Source organism: Chryseobacterium sp. DZ-32 (genome assembly GCF_059587025.1).
The window spans coordinates 45,682-70,867 of sequence record NZ_JCAIOM010000001.1 but is presented as its reverse complement, the minus strand read 5'-3'; the positions used below and the strand labels follow the sequence as shown (position 1 = coordinate 70,867).

General features: G+C 37.8%; 22 protein-coding genes. 9 read left to right on the top strand and 13 right to left on the bottom strand.

The annotated features are described in order from the left end of the window. The first annotated feature begins 9 nt into the window (after positions 1 to 9). The gene (locus AC59HC_RS00290) at positions 10 to 480 is read left to right on the top strand and encodes a DinB family protein (protein WP_496557784.1); all 471 of its coding nucleotides are present in this window, start codon (positions 10 to 12) and stop codon (positions 478 to 480) included. 203 nt (positions 481 to 683) lie between these two features. Next, positions 684 to 2,522, top strand: a complete 1,839-nt coding sequence (locus tag AC59HC_RS00285; RefSeq protein ID WP_496557783.1) for a M1 family metallopeptidase — start codon at positions 684 to 686, stop codon at positions 2,520 to 2,522. A 50-nt stretch (positions 2,523 to 2,572) separates the two neighbouring features. Here AC59HC_RS00285 and AC59HC_RS00280 read toward each other — a convergent pair whose 3' ends face one another. Further along, a complete protein-coding gene (locus tag AC59HC_RS00280; protein WP_343640843.1) occupies positions 2,573 to 3,175 on the bottom strand; it encodes a hypothetical protein in 603 nt (200 codons plus the stop codon). Positions 3,176 to 3,364: 189 nt separating this feature from the next. Here AC59HC_RS00280 and AC59HC_RS00275 point away from each other — a divergent pair, with 189 nt between their 5' ends. Further along, a complete protein-coding gene (locus AC59HC_RS00275; RefSeq protein WP_110009141.1) occupies positions 3,365 to 4,123 on the top strand; it encodes a type III pantothenate kinase in 759 nt (252 codons plus the stop codon). A gap of 68 nt (positions 4,124 to 4,191) precedes the next feature. Beyond that, positions 4,192 to 4,719, top strand: coding sequence for a GNAT family N-acetyltransferase (locus tag AC59HC_RS00270; protein WP_343640839.1), 528 nt, complete (start codon positions 4,192 to 4,194; stop codon positions 4,717 to 4,719). A 70-nt stretch (positions 4,720 to 4,789) separates the two neighbouring features. On the opposite strand, the gene AC59HC_RS00265 is transcribed toward AC59HC_RS00270, so the two are convergent. The 12 genes from AC59HC_RS00265 to AC59HC_RS00210 all read right to left on the bottom strand — a co-directional run bounded on the left by AC59HC_RS00265 (position 4,790) and on the right by AC59HC_RS00210 (position 19,680). Next, on the bottom strand, positions 4,790 to 5,221 hold the full coding sequence (locus tag AC59HC_RS00265) for a nucleoside deaminase (RefSeq protein WP_062673172.1): 432 nt from the start codon (positions 5,219 to 5,221) through the stop codon (positions 4,790 to 4,792). After that, positions 5,221 to 5,838: a hypothetical protein gene (locus AC59HC_RS00260; protein ID WP_496557782.1), complete on the bottom strand. Its 618-nt coding sequence runs from the start codon at positions 5,836 to 5,838 to the stop codon at positions 5,221 to 5,223. Before AC59HC_RS00260 ends, AC59HC_RS00265 begins: the two co-directional genes overlap by 1 nt. A 53-nt stretch (positions 5,839 to 5,891) precedes the next feature. Next, positions 5,892 to 6,812 carry a helix-turn-helix transcriptional regulator gene (locus AC59HC_RS00255; protein ID WP_137904446.1) on the bottom strand — a complete coding sequence of 307 codons (921 nt, stop codon included), beginning with the start codon at positions 6,810 to 6,812 and terminating at the stop codon, positions 5,892 to 5,894. A gap of 117 nt (positions 6,813 to 6,929) precedes the next feature. After that, the gene (locus AC59HC_RS00250) at positions 6,930 to 7,220 is read right to left on the bottom strand and encodes a toxin-antitoxin system YwqK family antitoxin (RefSeq protein WP_034691694.1); all 291 of its coding nucleotides are present in this window, start codon (positions 7,218 to 7,220) and stop codon (positions 6,930 to 6,932) included. Between the two features lie 31 nt (positions 7,221 to 7,251). Beyond that, entirely contained in the window at positions 7,252 to 9,828 is a 2,577-nt protein-coding gene (locus AC59HC_RS00245) for a hypothetical protein (protein WP_202841858.1), read from the bottom strand. A gap of 65 nt (positions 9,829 to 9,893) precedes the next feature. Continuing rightward, a complete protein-coding gene (locus tag AC59HC_RS00240; protein ID WP_429817216.1) occupies positions 9,894 to 13,703 on the bottom strand; it encodes a hypothetical protein in 3,810 nt (1,269 codons plus the stop codon). Between the two features lie 6 nt (positions 13,704 to 13,709). Further along, positions 13,710 to 15,893 carry a hypothetical protein gene (locus AC59HC_RS00235; RefSeq protein ID WP_343640827.1) on the bottom strand — a complete coding sequence of 728 codons (2,184 nt, stop codon included), beginning with the start codon at positions 15,891 to 15,893 and terminating at the stop codon, positions 13,710 to 13,712. Positions 15,894 to 15,906: 13 nt separating this feature from the next. Beyond that, a complete protein-coding gene (locus AC59HC_RS00230; protein WP_202841854.1) occupies positions 15,907 to 16,665 on the bottom strand; it encodes a leucine-rich repeat domain-containing protein in 759 nt (252 codons plus the stop codon). An 8-nt stretch (positions 16,666 to 16,673) separates the two neighbouring features. Beyond that, positions 16,674 to 17,315 (bottom strand): leucine-rich repeat domain-containing protein, encoded by a 642-nt coding sequence (locus AC59HC_RS00225; RefSeq protein ID WP_496557781.1) that lies wholly within the window; start codon positions 17,313 to 17,315, stop codon positions 16,674 to 16,676. A gap of 229 nt (positions 17,316 to 17,544) precedes the next feature. Continuing rightward, positions 17,545 to 17,715, bottom strand: a complete 171-nt coding sequence (locus AC59HC_RS00220) for a hypothetical protein (RefSeq protein ID WP_167497887.1) — start codon at positions 17,713 to 17,715, stop codon at positions 17,545 to 17,547. Positions 17,716 to 17,950: 235 nt separating this feature from the next. Continuing rightward, on the bottom strand, positions 17,951 to 18,988 hold the full coding sequence (locus AC59HC_RS00215; protein WP_137904442.1) for a patatin-like phospholipase family protein: 1,038 nt from the start codon (positions 18,986 to 18,988) through the stop codon (positions 17,951 to 17,953). A gap of 191 nt (positions 18,989 to 19,179) precedes the next feature. Further along, the gene (locus tag AC59HC_RS00210) at positions 19,180 to 19,680 is read right to left on the bottom strand and encodes a M15 family metallopeptidase (RefSeq protein WP_110008332.1); all 501 of its coding nucleotides are present in this window, start codon (positions 19,678 to 19,680) and stop codon (positions 19,180 to 19,182) included. 223 nt (positions 19,681 to 19,903) lie between these two features. Here AC59HC_RS00210 and AC59HC_RS00205 point away from each other — a divergent pair, with 223 nt between their 5' ends. The 5 genes from AC59HC_RS00205 (at position 19,904) to AC59HC_RS00185 (ending at position 25,181) form a co-directional block, all read left to right on the top strand. Further along, complete coding sequence (locus AC59HC_RS00205; RefSeq protein ID WP_496557780.1) at positions 19,904 to 21,487, top strand: Na+/H+ antiporter; 1,584 nt, start codon at positions 19,904 to 19,906, stop codon at positions 21,485 to 21,487. A gap of 156 nt (positions 21,488 to 21,643) precedes the next feature. Beyond that, a complete protein-coding gene (locus tag AC59HC_RS00200; protein ID WP_496557779.1) occupies positions 21,644 to 22,942 on the top strand; it encodes a Y-family DNA polymerase in 1,299 nt (432 codons plus the stop codon). 55 nt (positions 22,943 to 22,997) lie between these two features. Beyond that, positions 22,998 to 23,273, top strand: a complete 276-nt coding sequence (locus AC59HC_RS00195; RefSeq protein ID WP_496557778.1) for a hypothetical protein — start codon at positions 22,998 to 23,000, stop codon at positions 23,271 to 23,273. Positions 23,274 to 23,497: 224 nt separating this feature from the next. Further along, positions 23,498 to 24,358, top strand: a complete 861-nt coding sequence (locus AC59HC_RS00190) for a complement C1q domain-containing protein (RefSeq protein ID WP_411414168.1) — start codon at positions 23,498 to 23,500, stop codon at positions 24,356 to 24,358. A gap of 10 nt (positions 24,359 to 24,368) precedes the next feature. Further along, positions 24,369 to 25,181, top strand: a complete 813-nt coding sequence (locus AC59HC_RS00185) for a hypothetical protein (protein WP_411414169.1) — start codon at positions 24,369 to 24,371, stop codon at positions 25,179 to 25,181. Positions 25,182 to 25,186 lie beyond the last annotated feature (5 nt).

The following is a 25,186-nucleotide window of genomic DNA, read 5'->3' as shown; positions in this document are numbered from 1 at the left end:
AAAATATCCATGAGCTCAGTTTCACAACTCGCCAAAAGATTCAGAGAAGTACTGCTTGATGGTCTCTGGATCGCCAATACCAATTTTAAAGATCAGCTTTCAGAGGTGACCTGGCAGCAGGCTGTGACAAAGATTGATTCTTTAAACACTATTGCGATGCTCACTTTTCACATTGATTATTATATTGCAGGAATTGTGCATGTCTTTGAGGGCGGAGATCTTGAAATAAAGGATAAATTCAGTTTTGATCTTCCACCCATAGAATCACAGAAGCAATGGGAAGACTTGCTGAGTAAACTCTGGACGGATTCTGAAAAGTTTGCCACATTATTGGAACAGATGCCGGATTCCCAACTTGATGAGGTTTTCGTTGATGAAAAATACGGAACCTACCGAAGGAATATTGATGGAATGATTGAACACAGCTATTATCACCTTGGGCAGATTACTTTAATCAAAAAACTGTTGAAAAACAGCTGAAATTACACATCCTGTCCTCAAAAAATGTCCTTGTCAAGGTTTTAAACCTTGACAAGGATTGTTGCAAAAGAGCTCAAAAAAGAATTTAACCATCCATATTAAAATCCATCTAAAACCATAACAAACAGAATAAAAACCTCAGAATAACTCCTATTTGAGGTTCTTACTTAAATTACCTACCTTTAGAAAAAATAAAATTTTAAATGAGAAAATCGGCTGCAATCATTTTTGCGTTTATCATTTCACAATTTCAGGCTCAGCAAGGAGCTTATTATCAGCAGGCTGCAAAGTACAGGATGGATATAGATGTCAATGCTGAAAAATTTACCTACCAGGGAAAACAAACTTTAGAATACACCAACAATTCGCCGGATGAGCTGAATGTGGTTTATTTCCACTTATACTGGAATGCTTTCAAACCTAATTCCATGATGGATCAGAGAGTGGCTTCCCAGGGGAAAAATGGAGATTCAAGACTGCAGAAAGATGGCATTTCAAGACTCGCTTCCATTCCAAAAGACCAGGAAGGTGCTCAGAATATTCATTGGATTAAACAAAATGGGAAAGATCTGAAATTTGAAGTTCAGGAAACCATTATGAAAGTGTATCTGGCAGAACCTATCAAACCTAATTCTACGACTACCTTTACAATGGATTGGGATGCTGTGATTCCTATGCAGATCAGAAGAAGCGGAAGAAACAACAGAGAAGGAGTAGACATGACCATGACGCAGTGGTATCCGAAAATTGCTGAATACGATTATGATGGATGGGCTACCTTCGATTATCTGGGAAGAGAATTTCATGCACCGTTCTCCGATTTTGATGTTACCATTAAAATCAACAAAGATTATGTCGTAGGAGCAGGAGGAATTCTGGAAAATCCAACAGAAGTAAAAGGCTACGATGCCAATGCCAAAATAAAAACAGAAAAAGACAAAAAAGTGGTCTGGAAATGGACCGCAAAAAATATCCTTGATTTCGCATGGAGTGCAGACAGAGATTATTCTGTAGAAAGCTTCAATGTTCCGGAAGGTCCGAAAGTATATCTGGTGTATCAGAAAAATGATAAAACGAAAGCATGGGGTGAATCTCAGCCTTATATCACGAAGTATTTCCAGATCATGAATGCTCACTTCGGGAAATATGTATATCCTACCTATGCCTTTATCCAGGGAGGAGACGGCGGAATGGAATACGGGATGTGTACCATGATTTTAGGAGAAGCTAAAAGTGTTAAAGATTTAATGGGATTAATGGCTCACGAAGGAGCCCACTCATGGTACCAGCAGATGCTTGCCACTAACGAATCTGTACGTCCGTGGATGGATGAAGGTTTTACAAGCTATGCGGAAGGCTATACCATGTATCAGTTATTCCCTGAAGATCTTCCGAATCCTTTTGTTGAAAGATTGGATGCCTACAGAAACTTCGTTAAAAAAGGAATTGAAGAACCTGCCGTTTGGTTAGGTGACCATCATGATAACGGTACATCTTATACCTATGCATCCTATGTCAAAGGAGAGTTGTATCTGGTGCAGCTTGGATATATTATGGGAGAGCAGAATCTTGCCGAAACCTTAAAGCAATATTATGACCAGTGGAGTATGAAGCATCCTTCAGACAGGGACTTCCTTCACATTGCACAGAAAGTTTCGGGGATGGACTTGAAATGGTTCCATAATTACTGGATCAATACGACAAAAACTATCGATTACGGAATTAAGGATGTAAAGTATGATGCGAAGTCTACCACCATTACCCTGATTAATAATGGTCAGGTCCCGATGCCGATTGATTTTGGTGTGATGACTACCGATAAGAAAGTTGTTACCTATCAGATTCCAATGAATATGACTCACACATGGAAAACAAAGGATGTGTATGGTGATTTTAAAACAATGCCATACTGGCCATGGACACAAAAAGAATATACACTTACGATTCCTTATACAAAATCTCAATTGTCTGTCCTGGGAATTGATTTCAGCCAGAGAATTGCAGATGTGAATATGGAAAATAATTTTGTTGAAGTGAAATAACAATTAACATATATAAAGCAAATCCACAGATGAGTCTGTGGATTTTTTTATTATTGTATTCCAAATTGCTGTACCATCCAGTGATGGGGATGATTTTGGATAAGATCTTTCCTCAAAGTTTCCTCTTTGGTATTTAGATAACTGTAAACCTTTAAAGGAACAGAATCCGGATATTCTTTTAAACCGCTTGCGACCGTCATTTTCGCTTCTTCTTTTTTTGAGCCGCTATCTAAAGCCTCTGCTTTAAAAATGTAAATGATTGCCGGGAGTTTTCCATATACTTCTTTTGTTTCGCTTTCCAGAAGATTCATTGTTTCTATCTGAAACACAGGATTAGGACTCTTTCCTTCTGCTACGGCCTGGCTGATATGCTGCTGATACATCAGAAAAAGATAAAGCAGGTGTATATTTTTGGTATTCGGATCGGAAACGGCTTTTTTAAGCTTGTGGGTAAATTCGGGAGTCATTTCATCATTGTCAGCCTGAAGATTTTTTTGATAAAACTCATCCATCAGATCATAAACTGTTTTATCCTGAGTATCAATTTTCGACTGACTCTTTATTTTTTGTAAAATGCTTGCCATTGAATTGCCGGATTGCGCAAAAATGGAGACGCTGAAGCATAGTAAAGTACCGAGGATCAGTTTTTTCATGAGTTAATCAGAATAATTATAATGTGTTATTAAATATAGTGATTTGTTCTCAGGAAAGAAAAAATAAGTGAGCCATTGTAATTTAGTTGGATAATGACAGGTTCTTTTTTTTAAAATTATTAAATTTAGTGCCTCAAAAATAAGCAGGATTTCAATTTATATAATGAATTTCTTCTGAAAAATATATCAATGAATTCAATTGTAATAAACGTAGGAAACAGCAATATCAGATTCGGTCTTTTCAATGGCGATAATTGTGATATTTCTTGGGTCATCAATACAAAACCTTACAGAACAGCAGATGAACTTTATGTACAGATGCTGATGCTCTATCAAACCTATAAAATTGATCCGAAAGAGATTGATAAGGTAATTATCGGATCCGTAGTACCTCAGCTTACCAAAGTAATGAGCTCCGGGATCAAAAAAATTCATGGAACAAATCCTGTGATTGTTGACAGAAATACACCTTCCGGAGTGCAGGCTAAATCCAAGCAGATGGGAACCGATATCTATGCAAACCTAGTGGCTGCACACAATTTGTACCCAAACAGAAAGAAGATTGTCATAGATTTCGGAACAGCACTTACGGCAAGCTGTGTAGCAGAAACAGGGGAGACTTTAGGAGTAATTATCGCTCCGGGAATTGTAACTTCTCTGAATTCACTGATTAACCAGACCGCACAGCTTCCGGATATCGAACTGAAGAAACCAAAATCTGTTTTGGGACTGGATACGGTAACCTGTATGCAAAGTGGTATGGTATATGGTTTTCTCGGTATGGTAGAAGGCTTTGTCAGCCGTATCAACGAAGAAGTGAACGATGATTGTTTTGTAGTGGCAACAGGAGGAGTTTCCCATGTCTATAAACCTCTGACGGATAAGATTCATGTGATGGACAGGCTCCATACATTGAAAGGTCTGTATTTCCTCGGAAAAGATTTATAAATTTAAATGATTAAGGTTGAGGTTGAATCCAGCTGATACTTTAGTTCCTCAATCTTACAATTAATATAATGGAAGAATTTCCCGTACTACAAACCGAAAGACTGATCCTTTCACAGCTGGAAGAAAAGGATATCCCTTTTATCGTTGAACTTCTTCAGCATAGGATTTTTTCTGACCTTACCTCCAATATTCCTTATCCATACGTGGAAAATGATGCCAGATCCTGGGTGGAAATGTCAAAAGAGGCTTTTGAAAATAACACAGGGTATACGTTTGCTATCCGGAATAAAGAGGGGCAAATCATAGGAGCTATCGGGCTGCATGACAGAGATGATGATAAAGCTGAACTTGGCTACTGGATAGGAATTCCTTACTGGAACAAAGGGTATGTAACCGAGGCTGCAAAAGGGATAATAGATTTTGGCTTTGATGAATTGAAGCTCAATAAAATTTTTGCCACTCATTTCCTTCACAATCCTGCTTCCGGAAGAATTATGGAGAAAATAGGAATGAAGAAGGAGGCTGTTCTCATAAAAGAAGTGAAAAAAGACGGAGAATATTTTGATCTGGTGAGATATTGTATTTTAAAAGACTAAAACAGAAAGTCTTGCTATTTATAAAATTGAAAGCCAGAGAATTGCAATATCCTCTGGCTTTTATTTTAAATTATCTTTTGCTTTTAAAAAATTCTTTAACAATAGAAGAGCATTCTACCTCCATGATTCCCGTAATAACTTCAGTTTTCGGATGGAGGGAAAGATGTTTATTGATAAAACCTCTTTGCTCATCCCGCGCCCCAATCACTACTTTCGAGATCTGAGACCAGGAAAGGGCACCTGAGCACATAACACAAGGTTCCATCGTTACGTAAAGCGTACAGTCTTTCAGGTATTTTCCTCCCAGGAAGTTGGCAGCAGAGGTGATGGCCTGCATCTCGGCATGGGCGGTCACATCATTTAATGTTTCCGTGAGATTGTGGGCTCTTGCGATGATTCTGTTGTTGGAAACTACTACACATCCGATAGGGACCTCATCTTTTTCTAAAGCGGCCTCTGCCTCCTGCAGCGCCATTTTCATATAATATTCGTCGGTAAACATTAATCTGTTATCGTTAAAGTTAAAGGAAGTTTAAAGCGGTAAATAGTAGGGTCGCCCTTCAGCATTGCCGGGGAAAATTTTTCCACCAGAGAATATAAAGCAATTTCTGCCTGTCTGTTAAAGGTAAAATTGTCTCCCTGTGCACGGACATTACTGACTGTTCCATCTTTCTCAACAATAAAGTCAACATCCGTTTTTATCATCTTCTCTTTAGAATATACTCCATCCACATACAGCAGGTTGGCTACTTCCTGCCTCAAAGAATTGATGCCTCCGGGATAATCCGCAATTTTTTCAGCATCTGAAAACTTTTCAGATGAGTTGAATGCCTGATTTTTGATGGTTTGAAGGTCCTCCAGATTTCTGACTTTTAATAAAGCTCCGATCAGGGCATTGTTTTCAATACTATCCATTTTTTTCATGAAAAAAAGGAAATCTCCCTTTATCGCAGCCTTTTTTGAAGTATCGGATTCTGCATCAAATTTCTTTTTGAACTCTTTATTCAGCATATTTCTGTGCTGATTATAATAACTCTTTACAAGTCTGAACTCTTCTTTCTGCTGTGCGAGAAAAAAGGAAGAGATAAAGCAGCTGATGCCAATGAATAAAGTTTTCAATAAGGGTATATTTATGTAAATATAACAAAAAATATGAAATATATTCCTGATGATCAGCTTTCAAGATAACGGTTCAAAGATTCCTGCAAATGATTGCGGATCTCTTCAACTAAGGTTTTCGGTTCCAGAACGGTTACTTCTTTTCCGTAAGAAAGAATTTCCTGCATGAAATCATAAGTAGGGTGGAGGAAGAACTCAAAATAGATCTCTTCCGGCGTTTCTTTGGTTTCTTTCTGTGACTGATGAAGTGGGAAACTTCTGATGTACTCTCCCTGATGGCGGCTGCATTTCAATACAATGTTCTGCGGATTCTGTTCTGTCAGGTTCATCACTCCGAATGCATTTTTAAAGTGCTCTCTGAAGTTGTATTTGTATTTTTCCCTGAACTGATTTTTAGCCACATCAAGATAATTGATCCTGTCAAGCCCGAATGATTTTAAAACTTTGTCTTTGGTATCAATAGCAATAAGATACCATCGGTCTTTAGATTCTTTTAAAGCCAAAGGATGCACTTTTCTGGAGGTCATCAGTTTGTTCTTGTAATTGTAGTGTTCAAAACTCACAACTCTTTTATTTCTGATCGCAAAGAACAGGTCATAAAAATGTTCCACACCGGTTGGTTTGCGGCTTTCAAAAAAGATAAAATCTGAAAAGTCCGGATGAAGATTCAGGGCGTTGCTTACCTGGAAAGATTCAAGAAGTTTTTGATTGTATTCATCTACTTCCATAATCGGGCGGCTCTCGATATAATACCGGTTGTCACCCTTTTTTTTGTTGTGAATAGAGAGGTTAAAAAGATCGGAAATCTCCCGGATATCCCTCTGCAGGGTACGGATAGAGTAGCTCTTGATTCCCGCATCCTGGAATTCAAAAGAGTTTAAAAGATAGTCCTCCAGCTGTGAATAGGTAGCCGGAGAACTTTCTAATCTTTTAATAATTAAGGCATATCTTGTCAGATAAAAATCTTTCTTCATTTCTCTATTTTTTAGGGTGCAGCAACGCTGCATTCATGGTAAAGTTTTATAAGACAAATATATGCGGTTCATGCGACAAAACGTGTCGTGTTTTATTTTTTATTTATTCTATTTTTATTAGAAGGATGCCGTCAAATTACCATTTTCATCCCATTTTTTATAAGTGCCGTCGTATTCTACGTTGTTATGGGCTTTGTATTCTGTGTATTTTTTACCGTTTTTATGATAAGATCTGAACCATCCTTCCTGATAGCCATCTTTATATTCCTCTTCGCAAAAAAGCTCGCCAGTGTCATAGTATCGTAAAACAATACCTGTAAAAGGGCTGCCATTGTGATAATATATAGGAACTCCTCCGCCGTCTAAACGGTTACATGTTAACTCGCTTTCTTTTATTTTTAATGCCATGATTATTCGATTAATGTATTAAACAAATTTATTAAAATCCCATGAATCTAATTCCTGAGGTTAAATAATAACAATGGACACATGGAGGTTGTAATTTATCGGCAATTCTTAAATATCTGTTGTATCCGATAATATCATGAAAGACTGCTTCTCCCAGTTTTCCTTCAGGATCAATAGTAGTTAACAGCCTATCTAATGCTCTGATCTCTCCATGAGACCCCATTGCACCAGCCCTTAATATGTCAATTTCTTCAGCAGGAACCCCTTTCATTTTTAAACGGGCAATATGCTTTTCCAACCTTATTTTAAGAGTAGGGTGGATATTATCAATGAAGTTTTTATATACTTCACCTTTTCCTTTTCCTATTTCTGCTTTCAAAAAATTGGTTTCAGTTGAAATATACCTTATTCCATTTTTTACATAAATGAAACCACTTATCATTGTTTTTTCGAAAATAACACCAGCATCGAAAGTAGAAAGAATTTTGGCAGCATCTATATTCACCTTTTCTACGAGGCTTCTACCCCAATCCCCATATTTATTATAAGCTTCTGCTTCAGTAAGTAAATCTTTTAAATTACTTGTAGGATATATTTTACCATATGTAAGAAGTTCTTCAGCTGCTTTAATAAATTCCTTTGGGTTATTAAGGTGCTTCAACAGCTTGTTGGCCTCTTTATAAAACTCGGATTTTTGAGCTCTTGTAATTATTTCACCTTTATATACTATAGCAATCTCGTTATTAACTTCTTCTACAACCTTATTTTTTACAATTCTTTGAGTCTTGAACTGTCCTTCTATAAGGAACATGCCATATTTATTTAGCATTTTTGATTTAGCTTCGTTTACAAGACCTCTTGTTGCATCTATTAATTCCTTGTTTGTCAGGAGTACCTTAAATGTATTTTTGGTAAAGTTAGAAATTTCTCTTTCAAGCATTACTTTTACCATGCAGCTCATTACAAAATTCTTTACTTCTGCTCTGGTTTCTTCGGCTAATATCTTTCCCCCTATTTTGTATAATTGTTGTACTACGGCTGTTGTAGCTGTTGCATAACCTGCTGTTTTATAAATTTTCTCCCATATATCCAGAAATTCTTTCGTTAGGTTATCTTTGGCTAATTGAATTCCCAAATCTCCTAAGGCGATGGCTCCGTCTACAGCTACTAACATTCCCCAAAATGTAATAGAGCTGGCTCCTTCAGCAGCTAATAAACTTGTTCCAAGGGTTTCTACAGCTAATGCAATCGCCAGCATGTTTATTCCAATTCTGATTGCACTGGCCAGTCCTTCCATGTTTTTCTGATGCTGTTTATCATAGAGAAACAATGCAGGTACAAATAAGAGACTTTGAGTTTCTTCTTCTATAACAATAACAATATCAAGTGGATTTAGTTTTATTGCTCTTGTTGTAATGGTATTACTACCAATATCCATGATAACACTTCCGGTATCTATTAATTGTTCGTCTGTAATATATTTTTGTTGAACATAGTATTTGTTTTTATCCTCTTTTAGATTGGACTCTATTTTTTCCAGACTTACAAAAGATTTTTTTCCAACTGAAAAAAGATGATTAGTAAAAGTGAAATTATCTTTTGCGATATGAGAGAATGAATTAATGATACTTATAAAGGCCATTCTACAAGGAACCTCCTGGCCCATAAAAGCTATCTCATCATCCAAAGCATGATAGAGGTTAACTACAAAACTTTGGTTTTTATTGAATTGTTGCATCAAAAATGAGATTCGTTGAGGAGTGTTAAATGCAAATAATGCTTTCATTAACGCAGGACTGGCATCTCTTACAAAGCTGAAAAAACCGTTTACATCATAGCTGTAAAAAGAACAAATGTTTTTCCATAAGACTTCAGGTTTTAAGCTGGATAATGTGAAATCAGGGGCGTTTTCATATAACCAAATAAGTTGTTTAATATCTGTAGTCCTTTCAATTAATGGAATATATTTGTTGTTAATTAATTGTTGAAACCATTCAGGGGTATCTCCTTGGATCTCTTTGATTAAGTAATATATATCCGTAATGTTTTCACTGAAAAACATAATGCCAACATATTTATCATTAATGCTAAATGCATTTTCTGAAGTTGTTGACTGTACAGAATTCCGATAATGTTCTGTATTTTTATAAAAGTATGCTGCCTTACACTTAATTTGTTCTTGGTTGCTGTCAATTTGAAAAGATATTGATATTGTACTGTCAATATTATCTATTTTTCTATTGATACCACAGCTAATCGATGTTGTAATTTTCTGTTTATAAGAGTTGATATAAGAAAAAGGAATTGTCTCATTAACTTTTCTCTTTACATCAACCACACCATCTGTACCAATTACAACACTTTCATTAATTATTTTTGTTGGGGCAATAAAGTTAGTCCAGTCTAAAGGTTCTTCTGTGCCAGTCTTCAAGTATTTAACTATCTTAGAAAAATCAATTTTTTCATTTCTTTCTAATCCATAAAAATCTTCTGAATATTTACCAGTTTTTTTTGGGGGTAGCCCTAGCGGAGGAATTGCTTTTATGATTTGAGATGGAGAGGAAATATCCTGTATTTTTGGAACTTTTAATGCTTTTATTGTGCTCATCTTTTTAGTTTTTAATGTTATGAGAAATAAAATGGCGGATTAACCGCCATTTTGTTGAATAAATATTAGCCTAAAGTGCTGGTGTCTTTTTCTCCATGCTGTAACTGTGCATCTTCATCTAATCTGAAACTTGTTTCAAACTCCAGTTCTGATGGGTTTTCACAATTCTCAGGGGCATTTTCAGGGAAAATCGGTAATGGCTGATTTACCGGAAGTCCTGTAGATTTATCCTGAAGGATCGTTAGGGTAGTAGGGATTCTGGTAATCCAGTATTTACCCTGAGGCTCTCCGGTTGGCTGTCTCATTTCGTCCACGATACTCATGTACATTGGATCTCCGATTACCGGAACAGAACCGCCATTCCAGATCAATCCTGTTTCAAGGAAGAACTGAACAGCTGCTTCGAAACCTGGTTTTACGGTAACGATAATCCTTGCCATACCTGCCTGTAGGAAACTTCTGAACAATGGGTCCATACTTTCGCTGATATAGAATTCCTGCCAGCTCTTACGGTTGGCCCAATAGTAAGGATAGAAGGTGTAATCCATGATTTCCCATTCAAATGCCTGCTCCATGAACTTGGCAAGGGCTGTATATCTGTCCAGATTTTCATTCAGGTATACCTGGAAATTATCCATGGTTGTTTTCTCATCAGCACCATTGGTTGTTTCCTGACCTAATGTATAAAGGTAATCCTGTAATAAATAAGCGATACAGTTGTGCTTTAAGACATCATGTTCCATATAACGGTAGAAAGTATCCTGTCTTTCTTTAAGCTGAGCTTCTTTTTCTTTTTGCTCTGCATCCAGCCTTGCCTGATCTTCCTGGAATTTGGCATAAGCAGCTTCATAGGCTTTAATAATATCATTAAAACTGTCTGTTTTCCACTTGTTGATAAAGGCATCGCTCAGCTCACAGTTCACAACAACTTTGATGGTATAACTTCTTACGTTGTGGCCCTTCACCTGAAAAGATACATTACCTGTGATATTGAAACCAGATGACCCGTCGTCAAAATTAAGGTCTCCACCACGTTCAGAACGGCCAATCATATCTCCTTTTAAGTTAGAGAACATCACTTCAGAATAACGTGACCCTGACCATCCACCACCTCTGTTTCTGGTTGATCTACAGGCAAAGCTTGCATTTTTTCCGGCATAATTGTCCGGGATGGTAAACTGTGTATAGTCAATTCCAAAATCATCATTTGTCTGAGGAACGCTGGAAGCAGTATGAATTACTTGTTTGGTTGCTTCCGGGAATGCCTCTAAAGTTACTCCGTATTCCTGAGCCCAATGCTGGATCTGTACAATCGTTGCAGATTTTGGATCTGCCATTAACCATGGTTCCGGTGCTTTTCTTGGATCTACAGGAGCTTTAAGTACCTGAGCTTTGGCAACAGTAAGAGCCAGACGGTGTAATCTTGAAGGTTCAGGAACCATAAATTCAAACATCGTACGCTTACCATAGTTGTAGATCTGGTTTTTCATTTTCTTGTCGATCCATCTGTAAACTCCGGTAATGTGTTTAGGCTGTGCAGCTTCAGCATTATCAGTGTTGGTTACCTTTCCTCTGTTATCATATTCATGAACATTGGTTTCCGTATATTCTTTGATGATTTTCTGTACTCTTTCTTCTGAAATTTTAGTAAGAACTCTTTCCATTGCTCTTTCTGTAATTTCCTGAGATTTCATTACAGCTTGTCTTGTACTGTCGTGCTGTGCTGAGTTATTGGCATAATCTGCTCCGATTTCAAACTTCATGGCACTGTCATTTCCATAGCTGAATCTTGTGTAGGCAGAAATACTCTGCTGCTTTTCAATTTCTTTCGCAACTTCGGTCTGCATATCCGTTCTGGAAGTTTTGGAAGTGTCTGACATCTTCTCTGTTTCCTGAGATTTGGAAGTTGTATCTGTAATTTCAGAGTACTCTCTGGAAACGGAAGACTTATGTCTCAGTTCGCTTGCCATAACGTTCTCAATATTGGACACTTCTCCCGGAACATAAGCATGAACACTTTGCACGACTTTCATATAATCTGCTACACCCAATCTTTTGATCCCGAAATTTTTTCGTTTTTGGGTTGTACCTGGTTCAGGTGTACCCGGGTTTTCAACTGCTGCACGCTTCAGAGTCAGCATTCCGGTAAGGTTTAAGTCTTCTTTCAGATATTGTGTGGCAATCTCTCCATAAGCCTGGCTTCCGTTATCAAAAATAATTTCTATTTTGAAACTGAAGCTGGTTCTGAATCTGTTTACCAAAGCCGCAGGTAAGGTAATTTTATTATCAACTACAGAAATATTGCTGTAATTTTCTTCGAAAGTTCCGGCAGCATCTGTTGTAGCCGTAATTTTAGCATTGGCAACGCTCCACGAAACATCTTCAACCTCAAAAGAAAAATTAACAAATCCTCTGCTGCCTGCTACTACGTAAGCACTGTGAGCATATAAGCTGTATGCCATCGGTGTTCTGGCTGTATTCTGAATAAGAGGTATTGAAGCTCCGCCGATATTGGCATACTGCTGTTCCGGAAGAGGGCTGTTTTGAAGTGCCGTCTCCATGGAAGCAGAGATATTGTTTCTTACAACAAGTAAAGCATCAGCATAGCTTTCAATCTCATCATCAAGAACAATGGTCTGAGCACCCATTCTTAAGGTGTCGTGCGAAAGGATCTGAAGGTTGTCTGTATCTTCTGCCACAGAAGTTAAGCTGGTTGTAGATTCACCGAAAAGTTCTACAAAAAGGTCGAAAGATTCCGGAGAAAGCTTTGCCTGCAAATCTTCCAAATTGATTTCATTTTTGTACGTAAATACGAAAGGAGCAACTTCATATTCTTTCAAAGTGCTGTAAAGGCGTTCTTTTTCTTCTTCGGACATGTCCGGAGTGATTTTACTGTCTACTTCTGCCAGCTTTCTGTCATACAGTTCCAAACGCTCTTTGTTTTCTGCCATATATTTGGAATACTCATCTTGATAGGCCTGATATCTGGATTTATGGAACTTTTTCTGAAGTTTTTCCAGTTCGGAATTCAGTGTGTTCAGAGATTCCTTTCTGTGGATCGCTTTGCTGGATACAAAAGAAGCTCTTGCTTCAGATTCTAATCTTTGAACCGTTCTTGCTGCCAAAGCAGGCTCGGAACCTTCAGCGTTTGCAGATGAAACTAAAGATGCCGTTTCCGTATCCTCTGAAAATAGAATGGTAGGAAGTATAATTTTTCCATCCATTGCCTTCTCCAATGGTTTTTCTCCATTAATTTTGATGATTTCCTGATCTGTAAGGTCCTGGTTGCTGGCAAAACCAAGCTGAATAGCCATTAAAATGTGGCTGATGGCTTCTTTAATATAGAAATCTCCCTGGGTAACAATCTGATAAATATAATTATTCCAAAGCTGGGAAAATATAGCAATTCCTTCTGCGTTCAGCTGTCTGTTGGTATTAATAAGGCTTTTGTAATAATCCGTAACGAACGTCCAGTCAGCGCTTTCTAATGTTTCTTTTTTAGAAAGCTTTCTTCCGATCATCAGAAGGTCTTTAAATGCTCCTTCTTCGATTTTCTTCTCGCTTTCGAATCCGGAATTGTTAAACTCACCGGCAGCCCTTTTCATGGCTGTAAATTTTAAAGTTTTGGCAGGTCTTCCAACGACTGCTGTATCAAAGACACCGGTGACTCCTTTAGGTCTGTGGATAAATCCTAAGTTTTTGTCTTTAATTTCTGTTAATTGAGGGTTTCTCAGACTTACAAATCTGAAAAGTGATTGTGATGCGTTATTGGTATTCATAGGGTTTGTTTCTTTGTAGTTAATAATTCCTTCTCCTATTAAGGATTTTCCGACAGTAAATGCGGATTTTACTGTTGATGTATTATTTGTTGACATGGTTGCTTATTTTTTTGTGTATTCAAGGGTTAGGGTAAATGAATTGATAAGAGAATAATTGTAATCAGGTACATTCAACAGCTCAATAATGGCTCTTTCTCTTTCGATTGTGATATAGGCTTTTGTTCTCCATTGGTTACCTGCAAATGCCGCTTTAAGATCATCCCATTCTGTAAACATTTCGTTGGAGATAATAGTTTCAAGATCCGGGAATTCGGGTATTAAATCGATTTCACCTGTTCTCGGAATCTGATTCAGATACAAGGTCTTTTTATAAACCGGCTTACCGTTGATCCATTTTCCGCCTGTCAGCTCTTCTTTGGTGCTGTAGGAATGCTGTTTGTCTGCATATTGTTTCTGGATGTAATCATTTTCCTGTGCGTTGTCTCCAAAATAAGTTTTAGAACTTAATCCTCTGGCATTTGATACCTGATGCTCTACCATAACAGGTTCATCTGGATAATTGCTTACCATGATTCCTTTTCCGTCAGAATGATCGGTAAAGCTCGTTAAAGAAGCTCCGGCATTACTTAAACTAAGTTTTGCACCATAAGCTCTTGCCAATACACCGTAATCTTTACTGACATCTAAATTCGATTGTATAGAATTATCTACACTGCCTGATGTGATCAAAACTCCGCTTGGAAAGAAACCTACCTGGTTTTTAATTCCGTCCTGAGTATTGATTTTATAAAGAAGAGATTCAATTTCCGGTGCTTCGGCATTCTCAAACTGAATATGACCGGAAACGGGATTGTTCACTTCTGTTCCTGTGAGAGGAATGCAGTTCTGGAAGTCGGAAAGGTTTTTATATCCCAATACATTACCGGCATTCAGGACCGCTACTTTTGTATAGGTATTATCGGCCAGTGGAGTTCTTCTTGCACTGATTACAGCATCAAAATCCAATGTTCTTGCGGCAAAATCTCCACCAATTAATGGAGTGACAAGATCGTGACGTCTTGCTACCGGATTGGATTCAATCACCAGCTTGTTAAATATTGAACCTCCTAACGGGGCATTACAGCCGATAACGACGTTGTTATCTCCCCAAACACCCATTGCATGAGTAGTAGACGCTGCATTGTATCCGATGAAAGTATTGGAACCCCATGCACCTGAAGTCGTCGCTTTTCCATGAATATACCCTGCAAAAGCACCTAAAAAAGTATTCTGGGTTCCATTAGTTAAGGAATAAGCAGCTCCAAGACCCAGCGCGGTGTTATTGGTTCCGGCAATATTTTTGTTTCCTGCCTCATCTCCGATATACGTATTTCCGTTTCCTGTTGTTGTTTCAGTTCCCGCCTGTGTTCCGAAAAAAGCATTGAAATTACCCGTGGTAAGTTTAGCTCCGCTTGAAACACCGGTTGCGGTATTCCATCTTCCTGTTGTGGTTTCATTTAAAGCATAAGAACCAAGTGCTACGTTATTTGCTCCGGTGGTTAATTTTGATAATGTATTATAACCAATTCCCAGTCCGTAAGCTCCGGTGTGATCCGTGTTCAAATTTCCAAACCAGAAGGAATACGTTGTAGGACTGAAATTGATTTCGCCTGCTCTGCCCTGGCTTGGCTGAAAAATAATAGGCTTGGTTGTTCCGTTACCTCTGTCGATGACATTTTGTAAATTATCATTCCCGCTAAAAGTGGGTTTGTCAGAAAGGTCATTATAGCTGCCTGTTACAGCTACTTTTTTCAGGATAACTTTTTCCTGTCCTTCCTGTGACAATGTAACACTTCCATCTACATTGGTGGTGGGAATAATACTGAATTCAGAAAGGTTGATGTGAAAGGCAGAGCCGTCATTCTGGGTAATGGTAATGATATTTTGAGAGGCGTCATATACTGCGTTTTGAATGCTGATATCACGGGTTACCAAACTGCTTAAATCTACGGATTTGCTTTGCTGAACCCCATTCTCACCCGTATAAAATACCGTTAAGATATTTCCATTTAATTGCGGAACCTGAATAGCTGTCTGCGTTTCAATTTTTTCTTTCCAAAGCTGAGCATTCTGCGGATTTATATTGGATGCATTTGCATCTGCTTTTTGTGACAGATCATAATCTAATTGAGCTGCAGGAATTTTTTCATCTTTGTGCCAGTATGAATCATGCCACTCCCAAAATTCTTCCTGTACCGGGATATCTCCGTTTTCGAAATATTTTTTTAATTCTTGTTTTGTTTTCATTTGCTTAAAAATTTTAATTGATGAGTTTTCCTCCCACGATTTCCACTGTGCTGTCAAAAGAATAAGGTAAATAGGTCGTTTCAGGGCCTAATGTTACTTTTGTAAGCTGGTTAACTCTGAAAGCATTGTTTTCAATTTTGAGTACACTGGCCGGAATGGTTACTGAGGTGAGTTGATTGCTGACAAAAGCATCCGAGTGAATTTCTGTTACTCCATCGGGAATCTCAACAGATGTCAGTTTATTGACAGAGAAGGCTCCCTGTGAGATCATTGTTATTCCTTTAGGAAGGCGAACTTCTTTCAGCTGATTGGCTGTAAATGCCTGTATTCCAATGTTGATAACGCTGTCCGGAATAAATAAAGACGTCAATCTGTTATTGTAAAAAGCCCAATTGGGAATTTCGGTTACCTTTGGAGGAATTGTAAGGGTTGTTAGGCCTCCGTTACTAAATGCGCTTTCCTGGATACTTGTTACGGAGTCGGGGATTTCTACATCAGTTACCTGCAGACCTGCGGCGAAATTTTTGGGAATAGTGAGTGTTCCTTCTTTTATCACAATTTTTCTTTTTGAAAAGAAGGCTAATGAAGCATTTTTATCAGCATCCATTTCAGCATAGAGTATGTTGAATGTACCATTCTCCAGACCTGCAATCTTGCGCATGTCAATTTTCTCATCCTTATGCCAGTAAGCGTCCTGCCATTCCCAGAATTCTTCCTGTTTTGGGATATCTCCATTTTCGAAATAGAGTTTTAATTCTTGTTTTGTTTTCATAATGTTATTTACATGTCAATGATTAAACTTCCACCCACAACTGTTGTTTGGGCATCAAAAGCATCAGCGTAATATTGGGTTGAGTTATCCAGCCTTACATACAATAAATCAGGATTATTGCTAAATGCTTTGGAACCAATCATGGCAACCGTAGAGGGAATAGACAAAGAGCTGATTTTGTTATAGCTAAAAGCTGAATTTTTAATTTCTATGAGACCTTCAGATAAGGATAATGTTGTGATTTGATTGTTAGAAAATGCATAATCATAGATGGTTTTAACCTGAGCGGGAAGATGTACAGACTTAATAAGGTTATTGCCGAAGGCATCTTTTCCAATGGTAGTAACGCTGTCAGGAATTGATATTTCCGATATCCCTGTATTAAAGAGAAACCTTTCAGGAATGGATAGTGTTCCTGCTTTAATAAATACTCTTTTGACTTGTAAATGAGCCAGGGAAGCATTTCCATTTTCATCGATCTCAGCATAAAAGTCATTAAAACGTGGTAATCCGTTTTCCAGACCTGCGATTTTTGCCATATCGATTTTTTCATCCTTATGCCAGTAAGAATCCTGCCATTCCCAAAAGTCTTCCTGTTTTGGAATATCTCCATTTTCAAAATAGAGCCTGAGTTCTTCTTTTGTTTTCATAAAACGTTGTGTGATTTGTTGGTTAATAAATTGATTATATGTCCTGTATTTTGGTATAACAGGCTTATGATTGCTATATTTTAAGACATAGTTCTGGCTGTCCAGCATTTTGTGAATGGTGAATTCAAAGGGGTTCGGGGTTGTTTAATGAGATTGCTGTGCGTATATTACAGAGATTTAAAGGTAATGGCGGACAGCGTCAGAACTTGTCGTGTTTTTTTAATTTTATTTAAAAAATATCTTCTTCAGGTATTCCTTTTTCAAAATCTTCTCTGAAGAAGTTTTCAATGTCATTGAGATAGTTTTCATAATCCATCTCAGCATTTTCGATATCACTCCATTCTATCGTATAGAGATCTTCATCGATGAGTATATCTGTATTGTGATCTGGTGTTTCCATGTTTTGTGTGATAAGGTGTTGGTTATATTTTTTTGAACATATTTCAGGCTGTTCAGCATAGGGAAATGTTGAATTCAAAGGCTTCTTAAAGTTTTTTAGATTGTTGTTCTGTGTCTTTTTTGATACTCCAAAGGTAGTGGAGCGAAACGACAAAACTTGACGTGTTTAAAAAAGATTTTTTAATTTTTAAATATAATCTTAATAACTTATATAAGGTAGTTATAAGGCAAAAAGCTTATATTTTATTTTTGATGAGTTTCTGAACAATCTGGTTCAAAGTTTCTCGGTTATCATCAATATAGCTCAGTCCGGCCTGTATCAGATTCTCAATATTGGATCTTCTTACATTATCCATGGCGGGAGAAGCATTTTTCAGTGAAGGATTCAGACGATAATAATTTTTTTGATTTCTAAGTCCCAGAGTCTGAAACATCTGTTCCAGCTGGTAATCTACTGTTTCCGCATTGGCAGACATCAAAATGTCAACAATAGGGCTTACCCAGCCAATTTTTCCTGCTTTTTCCAGTCTTTTAAAAGAGTAGGGCCTTGCTTCGATCCCTGTTCCGATGGAAACTATTATCATATCGTTTACCGTGGGACGGTTAGCTTTCTGATGATTTTTTAAAACTTCTGCAAAAGGAATCTTTCTGGCCTCTGCATAAGCACACAATGCGGGATTATTGGCAAACATACCGCCATCAATCAGACTGAAAATCTGGCCATACATTGATTTAATCTGAACAGGACTGAAATACGTAGGAGCTGCTGAAGTCGCTCTGCAGATATCTCTTACATAGAAATTGTCTGTGCTGAGGTTGGCTTTCCAGGAGTTGAAAAGCTTTGCTCTTCTGTTTTCTATATCATAACTTGTTATCAAACAGGGTTTTATTAATTCTTTTAATTCTAAATTTCCAAAGAAATCATGTAAATTTTTTTCCAGAGCTTCCTGGGAAATTTTTTCATTCAATAATCCGAATGGATTAACCAGTTTTTCCCAAAAGGAAACCTGGAAGATGTCGCCGCCCTTTTCAGCATATAATTCCAATCCTTTCTGAATAGAATATTTTGCTTTTCGGGTTTCATCAGGAGAGAGAATAATAGAAGCAATCAGACCTCCGGTGCTGCTGCCAGCTACCAGATCAAAATAATCTCCCAGCTTGGCGGAAGGCTTATCATAATACTGGAGCTGTTCTTCTATGTAACGCAGAATAATGCAGGTTACAATTCCCCTTATTCCACCTCCGTCCAAAGAAAGAATGGTTGTCTTTTTCATGTGATATTTTTAATGGTTTGTTAAAAGGACACATGCAATCTTACATCTACAGAATCTGTTTAATATTTTAAAAATTGTGGAGATTCCATACTTAGATTTCATTGCTTTTTTTGTTGTTTTCTTATAAAGCAAAGGTAGTCTGGGGAAGCGACAGAACGTGTCGTATTATATTTAATTTCAAATAAATGAGACTAAAAAATAACGTAATTCTGCTGGTCTTTTGGCATCTTCAAAAGCGTTCTCCAGCTGGTTTTTACAGGTCCTTTTTTAGAGGGAATTGTCTTTTTTTCAAAGTGGGGAAGGTCTTTAAATGTTTTCCAGTTTCCGCCCCAATCCCAGCCGTGGCGGGCAAAGATTTTTACACATTCGTACCAGTCTGCAACGTTGTCATTATCCCAGTCTTTTGCCGTATCCCAGCTTGCTGTTTTTCCGTCAATCATAAGACAGATATCTACTGCAAGGCCATAGTTGTGAATGCTTTGCCCTGCCTTGGCATTGGTTACTTTTTTTCCTGAAGTAATTCTTCCGATTGCATAAAGCTTTTCCTGCTCTTCAAAAGATCTTAATCCCTGAGTGATCCGCACTTTGGCTCTTCCGGTAAGTGCTTCATCACATTCCTGTATAATTTGCTTCACTTCATCTCTTACCAACGGGTGAAGTTTCTGAATCCGTTCTAAGGTTACTTTGTCCATATTTCTTATTTTCTTGTAGAACAAAAGTATAGCGCGGATGCGACGAAACTTGACGTGTTTTATTTAAAATTCTATAAGTATTCAACCTGAGGTGAAAAACATAAAGTAAAAAGATTTAGAAGGAGATAAATTCATCCGTACACAAAAAAATAAGAAAAAATTGTTTTTAAATTTTTAAAAATCAAATAGAAGTAGTAAATATGACGGATAAAACACAATATCAATGCATACCTTCCTACCTTTTTTATTGGCCATGATTGTGGCTATTGTGCTGCTCAATATGTGGGCTACAAAATTAAAAATTGCTTATCCTGTTTTACTCGTTGTATTCGGACTGCTTGTTAGTTTTGTGCCAGGTCTTCCGGTGGTAAAGATCAATCCGGATCTTATCTTTTTTATCTTTTTGCCTCCTCTTTTGTTTGAGGCTGCATGGTCAATTTCCTTTAAAGAAATGAAAAGATGGTGGCGTATTATCGGAAGCTTTGCTTTTTTAGTGGTCTTTTTTACAGCGCTGGCAGTAGCGGTGACAGCGAATTATTTTATTCCCGGATTTACACTTGCTCTCGGGTTTTTGCTGGGAGGTATTGTGTCTCCACCGGATGCTGTGAGTACAGGAGCCATTATGAAATTTGTAAAAATACCATCCACTACATCTGCGATTCTGGAAGGAGAGAGTCTGTTGAATGACGCTTCCTCTCTTATTATATTCCGTTTTGCTCTGATTGCTGTAGGAACCGGACAGTTCGTATGGCAGGAAGCTTCTCTGGATTTTTTATGGATGGTAATCGGAGGCGCAGGAATCGGGTTAGTACTTGCATGGATTTTTGTACAGGCTCACAAACGGCTTCCTACAGAAGCTGCTTCTGATATTGCCCTGACCCTTATTGAACCGTATCTGATGTATTGGGTCGCAGAGCAGTTTCACTGTTCCGGAGTTTTAGCTGTAGTTTGTGGTGGGTTGTATATGTCTGGAAAACGAATGATATTTCTAAACAGTACCAGCCGTATCATGGGGTATAGCGTATGGGAAAGCTTCGTATTTATTCTGAATGGCATCGTATTCTTAATAATAGGGCTCGAGCTTCCTGAAATTGTCGGAGGGCTGCGGTCAGAAGGAATTCCTTTGAGAATTGCTATCCAATATGGAGTGTTGGTGACCGGTATTCTGATTGCCGCCAGAATCATAAGTTCTTATGCCGCCATGCTGGCTACATTGATTTTCCGGCCAAGTGTTGCTCCCCGTGCTTCTTCTGCAAGAAGACGTCTCCTGATGCCTTTGATGCTTGGATGGACAGGAATGAGAGGTGTTGTCTCACTGGCTGCTGCCCTGGCCATTCCGATTACCCTTGAAAACGGACTTCCTTTTCCCAACAGAAACCTTATCCTGTTCATTACTTTCGTGGTAATCTTGCTTACCTTACTCGTACAGGGACTTACTTTGCCTTACTTTATAAAATATGGACATGTATTTGATGATTTCACAGATGAAGAAAAAGATAAAAAGACACGGGAAGAAATAAAATATAAACTAAAGCAGCATGTCTACCATTTTCTTAAAACCAAGCATGAAACTGAACTGAACAGCCATGCAGGATTGGAAAGAATGCTGAAACAATGGGAAGAAAAAATACAGACCAATAATACCGAATGGATGAATGAAAAGACCAAAGATATCTTTTTTGAAATGCTGGAAAGCCAGAGACAGTTTCTTTCAGAACTGAATAAAGATATTTCCGTCAATGAAGAAATTATCCGCCACCAGCTGTACCAGCTCGACCTCGAGGAAGAACGGCTGAGGATGATTTAATCTATCATATAATTTGTGTTTTTGAAAACAAAATTACTGCGCTAATGCGACAAAATATGTCGTATTATAAAAATTTTATTCGTTTGTTTTTCAGAGTGTTAAATATGATGTTAATTGTAGCTTAAAAGATGGTTTTATTCTTTAAAAGCTATAATTTTGTATAGATTTTACTATACAATTGTCATGTACGCTCTGGTAGATTGTAACAATTTTTTTGTTTCCTGTGAAAGGACTCTAGATCCTGATCTTGAAGGCAAACCCGTTGTGGTTCTTTCCAACAACGATGGATGTGTTGTATCCAGAAGCAAAGAAGCAAAAGATCTGGGAATTCCTATGGCTGCTCCTGCATTCAAGTATAAAGAGCTTTTCCGGAAACATGATGTGAAAAGTTTTTCTGCAAAATTTGAACTGTATAATTATAAAAGCCAACAGGTTATTAATATTGCCAAATCTTATGTGCTTGACCATGAAGTGTACAGTATCGATGAGCTCTTTCTTGATTTGACAGGTTTTAAATACATTGATATGTATGAATATTGTCTTAAGATCAGAAATGAGATTAATGAGAAAGAAAATATTCCGGTAAGTATAGGAATTGCACCCACCAAAACTTTATGTAAAGTAGCCAACAGGATCGTAAAAGAATTTCCGGATAATTTTAAAGGAGTTTATATTCTGGATACTTCTGAAAAAATTGAAAAAGCTTTGAAATGGCTCAATATAGGAGATGTATGGGGAATAGGACGCAGGCTTGCTGCTAAAATGAATGACAGTGGTGTTTATAAAGCATGGGATCTTCTTCAGAAGCCTGAAATGTGGGTTCGAAAAATCATGGGAATTCATGGAGTAAGAATGGTCAATGAATTGAAGGGAATTCGTCAGCTTGAGCTGGATGCTCCTTCACCTAAAAAATCTATCGCAGTTACCCGAAGCTTTATGCAGATGCTTACAAAGAAAGAAGAAGTACGGGAAAGGGTAGAAACTTTTGGAATGTATTGTTCGGAAAGACTCAGAAAGCAGAACACTTGCTGTAAAATGATAACTGTTTTTGTACAAACCAACCGGTTCAGAAAAGACCTTCCTGAATACAAAAATGCAATGACCCGGATCCTTTCCAATCCTACCAATTCGTCCATTCTCATCGGAAGAGTGGTTAATGAACTTTTTGAAGCCATTTACAGAGAAGGATTTCATTATAAGAGAGCAGGAGTAATGGTAAATGATTTTGTACCTGAAGATCAGAGACAGATCAGCCTTTTTGAAGAAGATATTCAAAACCAGCATCTGCCTGTGATGAAAGCAATGGATGTCATGAACAGAAAGTTTGGTAAGGATAAGGTACGTCTGGGAAGCATGAGTGGAGAAAATACCTTCGGCCGTGCAAAGCTGTCTCCTGAATATGAAGCCTTTTTAAAAAAGAATACATTACCGGAAGCGAACTTCAGATTTCATTAAGAATCATTTTAATTCAAAAACTCTGTTTATTTTCCCCCTTATTATTTCTTATTGAATGGAAAATAAAATACCTGAAATCAATAATTTAATACATAAACTTGCATTTGAAGACTTTTCCGGATATGAATTTGTAGATTACTGGGACGCAGATACTACAGTTTTAGGACTGAAGAAGGGAAATGTTCTTATTTATATTTCAGCATACGACTATTCTAAAACCAATGGCTATGATGTCATTATTGAGGAATCTGAAACAGGAACAATATTGAGATCGGAGTATAGGAGATCATATGATGAACTTATTAATGACATCCAATCTTTTCTGAAATAATCTTTTTCATCAAAAAACATAAATCCTTAAAATTTCTTACGAAATAAGGTTCAGTTTTATGGTAAAATAATAAAATTCCGTATTTTGATAATGTAAAATAATATTCTATTTTGCTTATTATCAATATTTTAAGTATTTGTGTCTTAAGCGGGGCTATTGTGTGGGATGTGCTTTTACATTTATCTTTGACCAAGAAATGTACTCGTTTTAAAACCACAAATTAAATGAAAAATCTAAGTATTTTGATGAAGGGAATTCTGGTTCCCTTATGCTTTACCATAAGCTATTCAAAAGCTCAAGTAGGTATTAATACTTCAAGCCCTCAAACTATTTTCCATGTGGATGGGGCAAAAGATAATCCCTCATCCGGAGCTCCATCCTCTACCCAAATTTCCAATGATGTTGCCATCACTTCTGCCGGAGAAATCGGAATCGGAACTTTAACACCGGCCACCAGAATCGATACGCGCTCAGCTAACAATACTGATAATGCAATCGGAATTGGAGAAACCAGTCAGACAGCCTCGACTGCAGGCGGAGGTGCTGTACGGTATAATCCGCTGAATGGTGGAAAGATGCAGTATTCGGATGGTATTGTATGGCAGGATCTTATTTCTTCCCCAACAAAGGCAGTAGTGGTAGCCAACCTTCAGGCTGCGAACTTTGCCGTTAAAATTCCCTATCAGACTGCTACAGGTATTACAGGCTGGACAGAGGTTTCCGATCCGACAGGAAATTTTACTCCCGGAACAGGTGTTTTTACAGCGCCAAGAACAGGAGTATATCTTGTTTCTTTTACGTATGACTTTGTAAGAATTCCTATTGTTTCAGGCTATTTTTCAGAAGCAAGATATGTTGTAAACGGAAGCACTACGATAAAAAAATGCGTGAAATCTTACTCCAATATCTCAAAACAGGCACAGGTGGCAGGATCCTGCGTTGCAGGCGTTCAGCTCAATAAGGGAGACACGCTTCAGCCGTATATCTATCAGTCTGTCTATAATGGCAACCTGAGTCTGAGAACCGATACTTCTTCTGCAAGCAATGAATATGGCTTTGTAAATCTTTCTATTCTGGAACAATAACACATTGAATATGATAAAAAAATTAGGACTGGCCCTGATCATTTGCAGCAGCATAGCGATGAAGGCCCAGATAGGAATCAATATGTCTTCCCCGGAAGGAGCAGTACATATTGACGGACAGAAAAATACAAATACCTCAATACTTTCCAGTTATTATGATGATGTAGTCATTACTTCTTCCGGAAATGTAGGAGTAGGGAGAAAATCTCCCAAAACAAGACTGGATCTGAGATCAGGGGAACGCCTGAATGCTATTGGCATCGGAGGAACTTCACAATCTGCATCTGCAGCAAAGGCAGGAGCGATGAGGTATAATTCCGGAACTCAGGATCTGAGCTATTCCAACGGAACAGCTTGGGTAGCACTGGCTCATAAGGCTCCCAATGATTTTGTGGATGCTGAAAATGCTTCCATACAAAGTTTCAGCAATGGAGTACAGACTGCCGTTACGGGCTGGACTAAAAAAACAGATGTGAACAGCAGCTTTAATGCCGGTACAGGTACTTTTACAGCTTCAAAAACAGGGGTATATATTGTATCCTTTACCTTTTCACTGGCTTCCGGAAGTATTGCAGACGATTCAAGATATGAAACCTTGATCCAGACCAATTCTACCTCTTCCGCAACCGGTAAAGTTTTCAAATGTGTAGGAAGTTATCCCGGAAACAATACCATTGGAAACCGCGTCGCAGGAAACTGCTCAGGTATTTTCAACCTGAACCAGGGTGATAATATTACCGTAAGCCTGAATCAGAAACTGGGAAGTTCAAAAACCCTGGATACCGATTCTACGCTTACCTCTTTAAGTATTTTCGGATTATAAAAACA